Source organism: uncultured Vagococcus sp., assembly GCF_963518325.1.
In the GTDB taxonomy this organism is placed as follows: Bacteria; Bacillota; Bacilli; order Lactobacillales; family Vagococcaceae; genus Vagococcus_D.
Genome location: NZ_CAUQJB010000026.1, coordinates 1 through 14270, shown reverse-complemented (window position 1 = coordinate 14270; position 14270 = coordinate 1). Strand labels below are relative to the sequence as shown.

The 14270-nt window shown below is 39.7% G+C and carries 14 protein-coding genes; 5 read left to right on the top strand and 9 right to left on the bottom strand.

What is annotated here, in order from left to right:
• The first annotated feature begins 86 nt into the window (after positions 1-86).
• Entirely contained in the window at positions 87-941 is an 855-nt protein-coding gene (locus RWN13_RS17350) for an ABC transporter ATP-binding protein (RefSeq protein ID WP_314066231.1), read from the top strand.
• A complete protein-coding gene (locus tag RWN13_RS17345; RefSeq protein ID WP_314066229.1) occupies positions 938-1678 on the top strand; it encodes an ABC transporter permease in 741 nt (246 codons plus the stop codon). Before RWN13_RS17350 ends, RWN13_RS17345 begins: the two co-directional genes overlap by 4 nt.
• 94 nt (positions 1679-1772) lie before the next feature.
• Here the strand turns inward: RWN13_RS17345 and RWN13_RS17340 are convergent, their stop codons facing one another.
• Positions 1773-2081 carry a hypothetical protein gene (locus RWN13_RS17340; protein ID WP_314066227.1) on the bottom strand — a complete coding sequence of 103 codons (309 nt, stop codon included), beginning with the start codon at positions 2079-2081 and terminating at the stop codon, positions 1773-1775.
• Positions 2082-2153: 72 nt separating this feature from the next.
• Here RWN13_RS17340 and RWN13_RS17335 point away from each other — a divergent pair, with 72 nt between their 5' ends.
• Complete coding sequence (locus tag RWN13_RS17335) at positions 2154-2348, top strand: hypothetical protein (protein ID WP_314066225.1); 195 nt, start codon at positions 2154-2156, stop codon at positions 2346-2348.
• A 148-nt stretch (positions 2349-2496) separates the two neighbouring features.
• Here the strand turns inward: RWN13_RS17335 and RWN13_RS17330 are convergent, their stop codons facing one another.
• The 3 genes from RWN13_RS17330 to RWN13_RS17320 are packed head-to-tail and all read right to left on the bottom strand — an operon-like array spanning position 2497 to position 4850.
• Positions 2497-2973 carry a hypothetical protein gene (locus RWN13_RS17330; RefSeq protein WP_314066222.1) on the bottom strand — a complete coding sequence of 159 codons (477 nt, stop codon included), beginning with the start codon at positions 2971-2973 and terminating at the stop codon, positions 2497-2499.
• 2 nt (positions 2974-2975) lie between these two features.
• Positions 2976-3662, bottom strand: coding sequence for a nucleoside recognition domain-containing protein (locus RWN13_RS17325; protein WP_314066221.1), 687 nt, complete (start codon positions 3660-3662; stop codon positions 2976-2978).
• A gap of 12 nt (positions 3663-3674) precedes the next feature.
• The gene (locus RWN13_RS17320; protein WP_314066219.1) at positions 3675-4850 is read right to left on the bottom strand and encodes a M20 family metallopeptidase; all 1176 of its coding nucleotides are present in this window, start codon (positions 4848-4850) and stop codon (positions 3675-3677) included.
• 278 nt (positions 4851-5128) lie between these two features.
• Here RWN13_RS17320 and RWN13_RS17315 point away from each other — a divergent pair, with 278 nt between their 5' ends.
• Positions 5129-6076 (top strand): LysR family transcriptional regulator, encoded by a 948-nt coding sequence (locus tag RWN13_RS17315; protein WP_314066218.1) that lies wholly within the window; start codon positions 5129-5131, stop codon positions 6074-6076.
• A gap of 194 nt (positions 6077-6270) precedes the next feature.
• Here RWN13_RS17315 and mnmA read toward each other — a convergent pair whose 3' ends face one another.
• Positions 6271-7398, bottom strand: coding sequence for a tRNA 2-thiouridine(34) synthase MnmA (gene mnmA, locus RWN13_RS17310; RefSeq protein WP_314066216.1), 1128 nt, complete (start codon positions 7396-7398; stop codon positions 6271-6273).
• Positions 7399-7635: 237 nt separating this feature from the next.
• Here mnmA and RWN13_RS17305 point away from each other — a divergent pair, with 237 nt between their 5' ends.
• Positions 7636-8406, top strand: coding sequence for a methyltransferase domain-containing protein (locus tag RWN13_RS17305; protein WP_314066214.1), 771 nt, complete (start codon positions 7636-7638; stop codon positions 8404-8406).
• 22 nt (positions 8407-8428) lie between these two features.
• Here the strand turns inward: RWN13_RS17305 and RWN13_RS17300 are convergent, their stop codons facing one another.
• The 4 genes from RWN13_RS17300 to RWN13_RS17285 form a co-directional block, all read right to left on the bottom strand.
• Complete coding sequence (locus tag RWN13_RS17300) at positions 8429-11497, bottom strand: FtsX-like permease family protein (protein WP_314066212.1); 3069 nt, start codon at positions 11495-11497, stop codon at positions 8429-8431.
• Positions 11498-11507: 10 nt separating this feature from the next.
• A complete protein-coding gene (locus RWN13_RS17295; protein ID WP_314066210.1) occupies positions 11508-12203 on the bottom strand; it encodes an ABC transporter ATP-binding protein in 696 nt (231 codons plus the stop codon).
• A gap of 331 nt (positions 12204-12534) precedes the next feature.
• Positions 12535-12876 (bottom strand): DUF1831 domain-containing protein, encoded by a 342-nt coding sequence (locus tag RWN13_RS17290; protein WP_314066208.1) that lies wholly within the window; start codon positions 12874-12876, stop codon positions 12535-12537.
• A 71-nt stretch (positions 12877-12947) separates the two neighbouring features.
• Entirely contained in the window at positions 12948-14093 is a 1146-nt protein-coding gene (locus RWN13_RS17285; RefSeq protein WP_314066206.1) for a cysteine desulfurase family protein, read from the bottom strand.
• Positions 14094-14270 lie beyond the last annotated feature (177 nt).

The following is a 14270-nucleotide window of genomic DNA, read 5'->3' as shown; positions in this document are numbered from 1 at the left end:
TGAGTATTTCCTTAATTGAAATTTTCTATAATATTGTTATTTAATCAATTGAGGCTTACGCCTATTTTTAAGAAGGAGCAATCTAAATGGACAAACAATTATCGATCAACGTGAAAGAGCTAAAGAAAATTTTTAAAGACACCACCGCCATTAAAGACATTAGCTTTACAGTAGCCAAAGGGGAAATCTTTGGCTTTCTAGGACCTTCAGGAGCTGGAAAAACAACTACAATTAAAATACTGACTGGTCAGTTGAAACAAACCTCTGGCCACATTGATATTCTCGGTCAGAACATCACTAACTTTTCAACAAATCTCTATCAACGAATTGGAATTATGACAGATAATAGTGGTCTCTATGAGCGCATGACCGTTTATCAAAATTTGGCCTTTTTCGCTCGGCTTTTGGAGGTTCCAAAAGCTAGAATCGACGATGTCCTCGAACAAGTTGGCTTAGCCGAACATCAAACTAAACTGGCCAGTAAGTTGTCAAAAGGCATGACTCAGCGCTTGATCTTAGCCAGAGCGGTTTTACACAAACCTGAATTATTGTTTTTAGATGAACCAACCAGCGGATTGGACCCTTCTACAGCTTCAGCTATTCATGACCTATTACTGGAATTAAAAAATAATGGAACAGCGATTCTCTTGACCACTCATAATATGGAAGAAGCAACCTTATTATGCGACCATATCGCATTACTGAATGATGGCTATATAGTGGAACGTGGGACGCCAGAAGAACTAAAAATCAAATTTAACCAAGAAAAACGCTATCGCATTACTAAAACATCAGGTGAACAAGTTCTCTTGATTGACAAGCCGGAAACCACTATCACTCTTCAACAATGGCTGGCAACTGGTCAGATTGAAACGATTCACTCATGTGAACCATCTTTAGGTGACATATTTATTCAAGTAACAGGGAGGAAATTAGTATGAGCTTTTCCATGCAAAAATTTACTGCAATCTTTCAAATGAAGTTATCAACTATTTTAAAGAACCGTAACATTATGATAGTCCCCTTAATGGCCTTAGGTTTTGTCATTTTAATGGGAGCACTCATGCCTCATCAAGACACTCACGAAATAGGCATGACAAAGGAGGGTTTCCTATTAGGATTTGGCCTGTCATTTAATATTATTATGGGCGGCATCATGATGACATCTTACCCTTTGGCAGAAGAAAAAGAGAAAAAAACCTTACGAGTCCTGATGACCTCTTCTGTCACAAATCTGGAATTCTTTTTTGCTAGCTTGCTGCCCCCCTTACTAGTGATGACGGTCGTTAATATTTTACTAATTCCAGCGGCTAACCTTTCTTTTAGCGACATTCCTTTAATCACTTATTTTTTGATGACAACTATTTGTGGTGCCATAAGCTTAATTATTGGTCTGATTATTGGCTTGACTGCCAAAGATCAGATGCAAGCTGGATTGATTGGCATGCCAGTCATGCTTGTTTTGACCTTATTACCTAACTTCGCAGCCCTTAATCAAGCAATTGGGAAAATTAGCATTTTCACCTACCCTGGTGTCCTAAATAAATTCGTACAGTCTGCTTTGATGGGAATTGACTATAGTTGGAATCTCAAAGATAGTCTCGTGCTCCTTGTTTGGTTAATCATTTCAAGCCTAATCTTCATGTCCGCATATAAGAAGAATGGCCTAGATGACTAATTAATACCTAAAAAAAGTCAGTAAGCTGAGCCTTGGCTCAGCTTACTGACTTTTTTGGCCTTACACTAGACATAAGAGCAGTTCTTCTAGAAAATCACTTCCGCTTTCGTTCGTTGCGATACTTAGGATAATCTACTAAAAGAAGGCCATGGGGTTCCCCTTTTGTCATCACAAGAGAATACATACTTGGCAATGGCACAGATTTCCCCTTCTTCTCCAAGTAAATAGCTTTTTTACAGGCCATTTCAATTAAATCTTCTCCAAGGTCTAAAAAATCGTCTCCAACTACTTTTAAATTAAAATCTGGTAGTTCAACTGACGTTTTTACTTTTCCATCCACTTGGATAGTTGACAGATACATTGAATACAAATATAACGGATTAACCTCATCTTGCATTTCCATTCGTCTTCATCCTCTCTTTTACTCTTCCTCCTAACCTATGCTATACTGACACTGAGAAAGAAGGGAAGCACATTGAAACACTTATTTGCACTTATCCGAGTTGTTACTTATATCGTCCTAATTGCCAACCAAATTATGGGAGTTACTAAAGGCCCCCTTGTGGTCCTTCTAGCAGTTTCAGCCGTTCTATTTCTTTGTTACGACGCTTATGAGACCCTCTCAACATACAGACACAATCGCCAGAAAGAAAACAATCAAGACAGTTGATAGTTGACTGCTTGGTTTTTTTCACCTCCTTATTTCCCACTATAACTAAATACGCAAATTTTCAGTGATTCTGTTAAATAAATTCACTTTTTTTAACGACAAATAAGGGGATGGCTCACCGTCCATCCCCTCATTCCTTGAACGACACTTAAAACCACCAGACCACAAGCCTCATCAACAGCATTCCAATAATTCCCGCTAATGTCGAGGATCCGAAAAACCAGCCATAATACTTATTTGGAACATCAGCTGCCCCTAATACACGACCTGAATATTGCAATAGAGAACCAAACAATAAAATACCCGGCAAAGCAATCGCGACTTCTGATCCAGTGATTTGTCCTGATAGCGCTAAGCTGGAGACTAATCCTAAAGCCCCTGTCAAAGAGACATAAGTCAATATCAAAGGGGCTGCCATAATACCAGACAGACCCAATAGTCCCATAAAGGGTCGAAAAATAACTTCCATTTTGTCGATAAGTCCCGTAATAGTCATAAACTGCAAAACTGTAAATGCTAATAAAATTCCTGGAATCATCGCATTAACCGCTATATTCCAGCCAGATTTAACCCCATCATTGAACGCATCTAATACATTACCTGATGTTTCTTTTTTATTTACCATGACTATTCGTCCCCTTTCAAATCAGCCGATTCTTCACTTAAAAGACGATCTACCACTAAACGAATCATATTTGCTGCTAATACCTTGCACAACAAAATCACCCCTAAAGGCAAGATGATTGAAATATCAAGATATGCAAACAGCACACTTGATAAAGCAAAATAGTTTATGATAGTCGATGGTGATGCAAATTGAAATCCGGAAAATATAAGTTGTTCTTTTAAAGTTAAACGACCTTCATCTTTTAACAATTTTGTCATGCCTGCACCACCATCAGAAGATTGTAAACTTGCAATTAGGGCCAAGCCCGCGATTCCCGGAATCCCCATGACTCCTTTAAGAATCGGTGACAGAAGCTTTTCCGCAGCCTTTAATCCCTCAAAATGTTCGACTACTTTAATAATCGCTAAAGCAAACATTGTCTGGGGAATGATACTGAGGCTAAATAAGAAGGCATGGCGAGGCCCCGTTCCATTTATACCTAAGAAATCTTTTGCTAGCTCGCCATTGCCTTCTTTCAACATTCCTAACGACCCAAATTTACCTACCATATTTGTGAAATCTAAGAAACGCCACCAACCTTCTGCTTTCATAAAAATACCCGAGAAAAAAATCAAGGATAAGGTAAATGCCACATAACCTATCCAGCTAACTTGAGGTTTCACGTCATCTTTCATAGTCGTTCCCACTTTTGATCTCCTTTACTTGTTTTCGTTTAACCAATTAAGAGCCATCCCCACATGGGCAACTACTCCGTATGGCAAGGCATCTTCATTTAAAAGTAAACAGGGATTGTGAAGACTGTATCGTTTGGTTTCATCTTTTACAGCGCAGCCCAGTGATAAAAAAGTTGCTGGTAAGAGGTTGCTTATTACGGCAAAATCTTCTGATCCCATCCCTTTACGGGGAGCAATTTGTTTATTTCCCACCGCTAATTGATCCATTGTCCCAATTAACAGATCAGTGATCCCTTCATCCATTTTTAATGCCGGTACCCCCTCACTAATGCTTACCTCGACCTTCAATCGACAAGCAGCGGCTTCGTGCGCCACAATTTGCTGTATCCTCTGAATAATAAACTGACGACTTTCCTCATTAAAGCTACGCAACGTCCCCCTCATATAACCACTGCCGGGAATAACATTGGCGGCATTTCCAGCATGAAATTCACCAAACGTTAAGACTGTTGGATCAAAGGCGTTCACTTCTCTAGTCAGCATTCCTTGAAGAGCTGAATACATCTGAACCATCCCGTTAATTGGATCGATCCCCAAATAAGGCATAGCCCCGTGTCCGCCTTGGCCTGTTACGGTTAATTCCACATGATTAATCGACGCTAACATGTAAGACTTGTTGTATCCAAAGTAGCCAGGTGGCTCCAAAGAATTAACGTGAATGGCAAAACCAGCATCAACTTTAGGATTTTCTAATATGCCCGCTTTGACCATGTCACGAGCGCCTTCAAGTAACTCCTCACCTGGCTGGAACATCAACTTAACCGTGCCTTCAATTTCATCTTCCTTTTCTTTGAGAAGTTTTGCCGCCCCCAGCAACATTGAGGTATGAAAATCATGACCACAAGCATGCATATTGTCACCAGTGGCAGCAAAGGGTTCACCTGATTGTTCTGCCATCGGTAAGGCGTCCATATCCGCTCGCAATAAAAAGACTTTCCCCGGTCGCTTACCTCCAACTGTCGCAATTAGACCTGATTCCAAAACCTCTTGAGGCTCATAGCCCATCGCCTCTAATTGCTCCTTGACGTAGCTCTTTGTCTGCGGCAGCGACATGCCAATTTCCGGAATTTGATGTAAAAATCGGCGATGTGCAATCAGTTCCTCCTTGAGCGATAGCGCTCTGTCTAATAATTTTTTCATATTGACCTCCTTTTCGTGTATCTTCAACAACTAGTATTTATTCCAATTAATTCGCTTGTTTTCTTCCCAATACCCAATCCTTATTTCAACAGTCATTTCACCAATAAAAGGATTGCCATACTCTTTCCTACAGGCTACAATAGCATTAACAGTGACTAGTTAACGCTTTCATTTTTCACTACAAACCCTTTTGACCAGTATATCACCATAACTCCCTTAGTTTAATTTATAACTTCTATTCAACCATCACAACATTTTATAGGAGAGGACAGATTCATATGGAATTGAAACATTTGATTAGTTTTGAAACAGTCGCTAGATTACAAAGTTATACCCAAGCTGCTGATTCACTATACTTAACACAACCAGCCGTCACCGCCCATATCAATCATCTTGAAGCTGAGCTTCAGACAGCTCTTTTTATTAAGAATAAACTCCCTGTTCAGCTGACTGATTCTGGTCGAATTTTGTTGACTTACAGCCGAAAAATCTTTCAATTAACCGAGAGTGCTAAACGCGAGATTGACAATTTGCGACTTGGCTTCACCGGAGAATTAGCCATTTCTGCCTCAGCTTCTACCGTTATTTTTCTGGTAAATTTTTTAAATCAATTTAAACGCCAACACTCTCAGGTTGCCTTAAACTTCACCGTCGCTTTTGCTCATGAAACCATCACTAAAATCCTAAATGAAGAAGCCCAGATTGGCATCATCAAAAAGAGTATGGCCAATTACCAACATCCCTTACTGACATCAGAATACCTCTTTGAAGACAATGCTATTTTAGTGTTTTGCCCAAGCCATCCTTTAGCCAGGTATTCTGAGTTATCTAAAAAAAAGATTATCGATAACAGAACCTCGATTGTTATTTTTGGCAGTCAGACCGATTTTAAAGAACAAATCATCAATCAGTTTGAAGCCTCCCTAATCGACCTGGAAGCAGGCATTGGGATTGACCACAGTGAAACCTTAGTGACCTTTTTAAAACAATCCAACCATATTGCATTTATGCCCCGTTCATTAGTCCATAAGGAGCTGGAAAAAGGCGACTTGGTCACACGTCAAATTACCGATCTGCCCCCAATTCGTCGCTACGCCTTTATTATTACAAAAAAGGCGGTTCCTCCTACTTCCCTTGTTTTACTGTTTAAAGAAGAACTAACGAACTTCCTTCTACACAAAAAAACCAACCTAATTTCAGAGGCTGCTGAAAAACTCATAAAATAACAAAACAGAAAAAATAGGGAAAATAGGAAAAAACAGTTCCAAAAATAGATTGAAATAGGCGTTCCCAGTGGAAATGAACCTTCACATTTTATTAGTATTTACCATACTAGTGAGAAAAAATAAAAAGTCCAAATTTTCGGTTAAGAAAATTCGGACTTTTTCAGCATCCTCTAATTTCAGGTTGTTTTTTTCCTTTAAATATATTGTAATTCTTTGGCACCGTTGAAGGCCAAATCAATCATCCCTCCACCTAAGCACTCGTCACCATCGTAAAAAACAACTGCTTGCCCAGGTGTAATGGCGCGAACTGGTTCGTCAAAAACCACTGTCGCTTTGGTTGGGTCTTTTTCATCCAGGGTCACCGTTACGCCGGTATCTTGTTGCCGGTAACGAAACTTAGCCGTGGCACGAAATTCTTTCGAGTGGTCCCCTTCTGTTGTGAAGTGAATCTCGCTTGCTTCCAGATGAGTGGAATACAAGGTTGGGTGATGGAAGCCTTGGCCAACATAAAGGGTATTAGTAGTTAAATCCTTACCAATTACAAACCATGGATCTGGATTTTCACTACCACCGCCAATACCTAAGCCTTGGCGTTGACCAATCGTGTAGTACATTAACCCCGCATGTGAGCCTTTAATTTCACCATTTTCAGCCACCATATTTCCTGGCTTAGCCGGCAAGTATTTTCCTAAAAATTCTTTAAAATTCTTTTCGCCAATAAAACAAACCCCTGTTGAATCTTTTTTCTTAGCCGTTGCTAAGCCGGATTTTTCAGCAATTTCTCGCACTTCCGGCTTTTGCAGATGACCTAGTGGGAACATAGTCTTCGCTAGTTGGGCTTGTGACAATTGACTTAAGAAATAAGTTTGATCCTTATTGTTGTCCACACCTCGTAACATATGTGAGACACCTTGTTCATCACGAACCACACGAGCATAATGCCCAGTGGCAACATAATCTGCTCCAAGCTGTAAGGCATAATCAAGAAATGCTTTGAATTTAATTTCTTTATTACACATCACGTCTGGGTTCGGCGTGCGGCCACGACGGTATTCTTCTAGGAAATATTCAAAGACACGGTCCCAATATTCCTTTTCAAAGTTAACCGAGTAATAAGGAATCCCAATTTGGTTGGCAACTTTCGCCACATCCTTATAATCCTCTGTTGCCGTGCAGACACCGTTGTCGTCAGTATCATCCCAATTTTTCATGAAGATACCTACAACGTCATATCCTTGTTCTTTCAAGAGTAAGGCTGTTACGGACGAATCCACGCCACCACTCATGCCGACGACAACCCGAGTCTTGCTGTTGTCTGTCATACTATCACCATCATTTCTGTTGAATTCTGAATAATCTACGATTTGAAGGTCGGATTTCAGTAAGACTTATTATAGACTCTTTTCTAGAAAATTTCACCCTTTTAGGCCATATTTCTATATTCTTTTAGAAATAATTAGCCCATCTGTCATTTGAATCAACGATATGGACTTATTAAGTGACTGAAAGCTAAATTATTGTTAGGATATAACTAACATTATTTATTAAGGAGGACCACCATGAAATGGCAATCTGACCAATATTTAAAATTTGAAAAAGAACGTACCCAGCCTTCCATTGACCTAATCGCTCGTATTGAAGATAATATTAAGACCATTATTGATTTAGGGTGTGGCCCCGGCAACAGCACTCATATGTTAGGTAAGCAATTTCCTAATAGTCAAATTCTGGGTCTAGATAATTCACCGGAAATGATTGATTGCGCCCGTCGTGATTATCCTCAATACCAGTTTGAAACCTGTGATTTGACTACTGACTTAGCTCACTTAGGTCAGTTTGACTTGGTTTTTTCCAACGCTTGCTTGCAATGGGTACCCGATCATACCTCCTTACTGCCCCGCTTAAAAGAGCTAGTAAGATCAGGCGGGACCTTTGCCGCCCAAGTGCCAATGAACTACGACCAGCCAATTCATCAGATAATTAAAGAAACCACAAACAATCATAAATGGCGGGTGGCTTTTCAGGAATCCCGGCAACAGCACACCCTAACTCCCAGTGATTATTTTAATTTAATGAAGGCTAATTATCCTGATTTTGATATCTGGTCCACTACTTATATGCATCAGTTAAATGCCCACGAAGATATTATCCAATGGTATAAAGGAACTGGGCTACTACCTTATCTGGCTCAACTGCCCATCCAACAAGTACCAGCATTTTTAGCCGATATTAAAACTCAGGTCATTCAGCGTTACCCGCGACAAGCTACTGGCACCATCCTCTTTCCCTTTCCACGATTTTTTATGATTGGCAGAACCAAAACAAGCTGAGGCATGCCTCAGCTTGTTTGACTTAATCTTTTACTTTCAAGGCTTCAACTGTATTAATTTGTTTGATCTTGCCGTGCATTAAGACTACTAACAAGCTGGCAATCACCAGTAAAGTCACCCCAGATTCATTAAATACTTTGACTCTGTCAATTTGTGGAAAAAACAAAAAGTCCAACTCAACTTGTTCCATCACCAATCGATGAAGGAAATTCCCAGTTATACTGCCAATACCGATGCTCAATAGGCCTAACAGTAAAATTTCCCGAAAAATATAACGAGTCACTTGTTTCTGACGATAGCCCATTACTCGCATTACTGCAATTTCCTGTTTTCGTTCCAAAATCGTAATGTAAGCTAGATTGTAAAGCACAACCAATCCCAGCAAAATTGCCGCTATGATCATCACTCCGATTAAGTTATCTAATTGCTTTGTCATGTCTTCCATCTTTGCAATATCAAGATCTCGGGTATGCAGATTACTGACTCCCTCAAATCCCAATACTTTTTCAGAATCTTGATGAGTCCAGTTGTTAACTTGTAAAAAATCACGATCATAGTCAGCTGACTTGCCCATCAATTGGGTATAAACCTCTTCACCTAAATAAACATAATGCAAATAATAGTTTTTAACAATCTTAGTCACTTTTGGCGAAATTATTTCTCCTTCAGGACTGGTAATAGACCAAGAATCCCCAATCTTTAAGTCAAAGAGTTTCGCTAGCTTTTCTGTAATAAAAACATCTTTTTTCCCAAGAGGTAAGCTTTTATCGGACGCCACATCCCTTAAGTCGATGTAGTGATGCAACTGACTCGATTCCTTGGGGCTAATGAGAAAAGTTTCTACCTGTTCCTTATCGCCCTTCAGCGACTCCCACTTTTCTTGAAGAACTGGCAATCGCTGAACCTGCTTGCCTTCGAGATAATCCAAATAAGCAGCCGTTTCCTCTTCAGTGGCAAATTTAGACCGTCCCACTGACACATCGTACTTAAAGATTTCATAAAACTGTTGCTTCTGCAATTGATCCACTGAATCACGGGCCCCGTAACTGATGAACAACAGGCTCATGCAACCGACAAAGCCAATTAATAAAATGCCCATGCGACCTTTATAACTGGCAATATTGCGAATGGTCCGCTGAAAAAAGAAGGGGAGTTGCCGCCAAAGTCCTGGTAGTCGTTCGATTAGTAAGCGTTGGCCACCATTGGCGATTTTAGGTTTAATCAGCTGCAGGGCAGGTAGTTTAAACAGTTTACTGTATACCAAATAGGGAATGATCACCACTGAAATAAGGCTGGCCATTAAGGAGATCACAAGGTACTGAGGATAAAGGTGAGACTGATAGTCAGTAAAATTGTACATGGGAGAGTACAAACCAATGACCACTTGCGATAGACCAAAACCTCCTAAGTAAATGCCTAGTATCAGTCCAATTGAACTAGAAATCAAGGTGTAACGAGTATATTTTTTTCTAATCTGGCGACGATTGACTCCTAAAGCTAAAAGAGTACCGATTTGCTCTCGGGATTGATCAATCATTCGTAGTATCAAGGTAACGGTAATAATAAATGCCACAAAGAAAAAAACAAAAGGAATCACTTTACTAATAATTCCCAAACGTTCAACGTTTTCTTTGAAAGGCTTAAAGGTCTCAGTGTCATCAATTCCTTGAAGGTTATAAGCAATCGTTTCACTCTTTTTAAGGTTCTGTTGCAACTCAAGGGTGTTTTTCTTTATGTCAGTGATGCCTTCTCTTAACTTAGTCAGATTTTCCTCGATCTTTTCCTGACCTTCAGCTCGTTGCTTTTCCAAACTGGCAAATTGCTCTTTAATACCTTCAACATCAGGTAAATTGACGGTTTCACCTTGAACCAGTTCTTCAATTGTGAAAAACTGGCTGCGAATTTCTGCTAACTTACTAATCTCAATTTGCTGTAAGCTTTGATCATGCTGATACTTACTGACTAATTGCTGGCGGCTCTCCTCCAAAGCTGCAATCGTTTCATTATTCATAGGGTCATTCGCCAGCAATTGATTCAAGCTTTCTTGCTGACTAGCGACCTGATTGGCCACACTTTCCAAGCGCTTATTTTCACTAGTGACTGCACCTTCTGAAATCAACAAACGATTTTTCAAGTTCACTAGCTGGTCCCGGTGCTCAGCTAAAAGCCCTTTTGCCTCTTCATAGGTCGCCAAAGCTGTTTCTTGCTCTTTTATCAGATTTTCCTTTTCAGTCCCAGTGAGTTCTTTCAGTTCTTTTTCCAAATCTTCCTGCTGCTTTTCCAACTCACTTTGCTTATTTGCTAGCTCTTTTTCCTGAGTGTTCAACTCTGAAGTGACTTCTTGTGATTTTTTAGCCACTTTAGCTTTTACTATCTTTTCCACATCTTTTTTTGCTTTAGCTAAATCGACCTCATAGCTAGAACTGTAAAGATTTTGCTTGCGACTATTAGAAACCAACTGAATATCAATGGTATTAGGTCCAACTTGGGTAAAGTCGGTCTCACGAATCAACCCAAATAAATCAACGGAACCATCACCAATTGCGGAAGTTCCCCGAACGTTTTTACTGATATAACGAGTTGATTCTACTAAGCCAACTATTTTATAACTCTTGGCTTTCACCGCCGGCTCCTCTTGCCCATCAGCCAAATGAAACTTAAGTTCCTCACCTAATTGATAATGGCCGCTCCCTTTTTGATCGAGTGCGACTTCACCACTTTTTTCAGGGTAACGCCCTTTGACAAGTTTAAACCCGTCCTTTTGGCCATTGAAAGACATGACTTCCACTACTAAATTTCCGGGTTGTATTAATGTTTGAACCAAGTAGCCTAAAGATCCTTTTTGAATCAGTTCATTTTCGCATATCTTTTGAACATCTTCCAGATTAAACGCGACAGGTGCTGTTACCTTAATGTCTTGATAATGCTGGTCCTTAAAATACAAATTAGCTGTTTTCAACATCGTCGGTGCCGCTGAGTTCAAACCAATAAAAAAAGCAGTTCCCATGGCGATTAAAATCGCAATTGAGATAAAGCGGGCAAAGGATTTTTTAACTTCCCTTAGCAGATCTTTTCTTAATATCCTACGCATCGTCTACTCCTTACCAATTCAAACAAGCCACCCGTTTTGGTTCCGCAATGGTTGTCTGCTTTAAAATTTCACCATCGGAGACTTCTACAATTAAATCAGCCATTTCCATAATCGATCGATTGTGGGTAACCATTAAAACCGTTGTCTCATACTGCTCAGGTAAATTTTGTAACATCGTTAATATCTCATGACTAGTTTGATTGTCCAAAGCACCAGTTGGTTCATCGCACAATAATATTTTTGGCTTTTTTACTAAAGCACGAGCTATTGACACTCGTTGCTGTTCACCACCCGAAAGTTGGTTTGGAAAACTGTCTAAGCGATGGTTAAGTCCCACTTGCGCTAACACATCCTCCACGTCCAGACTGTCCGTTTTCATTTTTGCAATTAATTCCACATTTTCTCGTACGGTTAAATTAGGAATTAAGTTATACGTTTGAAAAACAAATCCCAAATACTCTTTACGAAAATCAGCTAACTGATCTTGGGAATAACCACTAATATCTTTTTTATTAATAATCACCTGGCCTTGATCCACAGTTTCCAACCCGCTGATAATATTTAATATGGTTGACTTACCAGTTCCAGACTCTCCCAGTAAAATAGCAAATTCACCTGGTCGAATATGAAGCGAAATATTATTACTTACCCTAAACGGAACACCACCGCTATCATAGGTTTTATATACATGCCTTAATTCAATCATTTAAGTCCTCCCTTACAAAGCTAATTATTACCATTCGTTTTTCGAACTATTTTTCGTATCAGTTCATTTATAGATCATTACAAAAAATAAACAACCTCCCTTAATAATAAGGCCTATCCCTTTAATAATCAAGGATTACGATACATATTATAATAATTCAATTAATCAAATTCACCTTTTTCAATCAACAATCGTTCATAAAACTCCTATATTTTTTCACTATCTATACAGAAAAAAGATCTGATAATCAGTGACTATCGGATCTCATTCAAACAAAAAGTCCCCTTAATTATTCTTTGCATTAGCAAAAAAATTAAGAGGACTTATTTAACTAAACTTTCGCAAAACAACCTCGGTCAATCATACCATCCATAAGGAAATAAAATTTTTCTTGGTTCATCTCGAATTTTTCATTACTAAAAATATTCATGGCTTTCATGCCATTTGCTGTCGTAATCGACATTTTAAAACTTTCCAAATCTTCTGCTACCGTAATTTTTAATTTAAATCCTTGTTTACTTTGAGGTGTTGCATCCAAAGGGCGGATTAATTGTAAATTACCTGAATTGGTTTCAGTAAAGCCATTGTCTCTCAGTGTGTATTTCTTAGCGTTTTCGCCTAGTTTATATATCACCGGGCAGCCTAATACAGTTGCTTGTTTCTCAAATGCCATTCTTTTCACCTCAATAATCTATATTATATCTCCATTATACTAATAAAATGTTGGCTCGTCCACGGCATTTATTAATTCCGTAAACGATTGACCACTTCGATTAACTTTTCGGTTACTAACTCAATCTCCTCTGCTGTATTGCCTAAACCAAAACTAATGCGCAAGGACTCTTTTGTGCTCGGATGACCTTTGCCATACATGGCTTCCAACACGTGAGACGGCTCCACATTGCCTGCTGTACAGGCCGAACCAATAGACAGTGAGATCCCCTGTAAATCCAGATGCATCAGCAGTAAATCATTGGGAATGTCTTTTAGCCAGAGATTTAAAATATGTGGTGATTTTGGTGCTTGTCCGCCATTGATTTTAAAGGGTATCTCGGCTTTTTCTAGCGCTTCCTTAACCATCAAACCAAAATGCTCATAAGATGCTAATCGTTTTGCTTTTTCAACGGGGGTCAAAAACTCCACAGCTGTTGCAAAACCTTGAATCCCTGCCAGATTTTCGGTGCCTGGTCGGCGCTTCTCTTCTTGCTCCCCCCCATGCAGCAAAGCGGGCAAGCTAATGCCATCGCGGATGTATAAGAACCCAATTCCTTTCGGACCGTTAATTTTATGAGCTGTTGCGCTCAGAAAATCAACTCCCAATGCCTTTACATCGATCTCATCTAAGCCAAAAGCTTGAACCGCATCTGTGTGGAAATAAGCGGTGTGATTAGCCAACAACTGACCGATGTCAGCGATAGGAAAACGAACGCCTGTCTCATTATTAATTGACATCAGAGAGACTAATATGGTGTCCTCCCGCAGGGCCTCTGACACCGACTCAAGAGTCAGTTCCCCTTCCTCAGTTACCGGTAAATAAGTTACTTCGAATCCTTGATTCACCAATTCTTTCATAGTATTTAAGACGGCAGGGTGTTCCACTGCTGAGGTGATGATGTGTTTTCCCTCTGCCTCTCGAGCGTGAGCCGTTTGCATAATCGCACTGTTGTCGCTTTCTGTTCCACCACTTGTAAAGATCAGCTCATGGTCATTAACATTTAAACTCTTGGCAATCGTACTGCGGGCATCTTCCAACATCCCGTGGGCTTGCCGTCCCTGCTGGTGAATACTAGAAGGATTTCCGAAGACGGTCGTCATAATCTCGGTCATTTTTTCAATTACAAGGGGGTGCATCGGCGTCGTCGCCCCGTGATCCAAATAGATTCTTTCCATAGCTGTCATCCTTTATTAGTTAGTCACATTTATATCAGCTAGTATAACGCAAAAAAGCTTGCTATGCCACTCCTAGGTTACCTTAAGCCCATAAATTATCCTAAAAAAGCCACCTACTAATCTTGAGGCTGCTGAAAAAGTTAAATAATCAAGGTTGTATAAAACGATTTTTGTTTT

What these genes read in the sequence shown, in the direction of transcription:
- RWN13_RS17345 (WP_314066229.1), top strand. Translation starts at nt 938, where the DNA reads ATGAGCTTTTCCATGCAAAAATTTACTGCAATCTTTCAAATGAAGTTA.
- RWN13_RS17330 (WP_314066222.1), bottom strand. Translation starts at nt 2,973, where the DNA reads ATGGTAAATAAAAAAGAAACATCAGGTAATGTATTAGATGCGTTCAAT.
- RWN13_RS17285 (WP_314066206.1), bottom strand. Translation starts at nt 14,093, where the DNA reads ATGGAAAGAATCTATTTGGATCACGGGGCGACGACGCCGATGCACCCC.
- RWN13_RS17290 (WP_314066208.1), bottom strand. Translation starts at nt 12,876, where the DNA reads ATGGCATTTGAGAAACAAGCAACTGTATTAGGCTGCCCGGTGATATAT.
- RWN13_RS17300 (WP_314066212.1), bottom strand. Translation starts at nt 11,497, where the DNA reads ATGCGTAGGATATTAAGAAAAGATCTGCTAAGGGAAGTTAAAAAATCC.
- RWN13_RS17320 (WP_314066219.1), bottom strand. Translation starts at nt 4,850, where the DNA reads ATGAAAAAATTATTAGACAGAGCGCTATCGCTCAAGGAGGAACTGATT.
- RWN13_RS17295 (WP_314066210.1), bottom strand. Translation starts at nt 12,203, where the DNA reads ATGATTGAATTAAGGCATGTATATAAAACCTATGATAGCGGTGGTGTT.
- RWN13_RS17350 (WP_314066231.1), top strand. Translation starts at nt 87, where the DNA reads ATGGACAAACAATTATCGATCAACGTGAAAGAGCTAAAGAAAATTTTT.
- RWN13_RS17305 (WP_314066214.1), top strand. Translation starts at nt 7,636, where the DNA reads ATGAAATGGCAATCTGACCAATATTTAAAATTTGAAAAAGAACGTACC.
- mnmA (WP_314066216.1), bottom strand. Translation starts at nt 7,398, where the DNA reads ATGACAGACAACAGCAAGACTCGGGTTGTCGTCGGCATGAGTGGTGGC.
- RWN13_RS17315 (WP_314066218.1), top strand. Translation starts at nt 5,129, where the DNA reads ATGGAATTGAAACATTTGATTAGTTTTGAAACAGTCGCTAGATTACAA.
- RWN13_RS17340 (WP_314066227.1), bottom strand. Translation starts at nt 2,081, where the DNA reads ATGGAAATGCAAGATGAGGTTAATCCGTTATATTTGTATTCAATGTAT.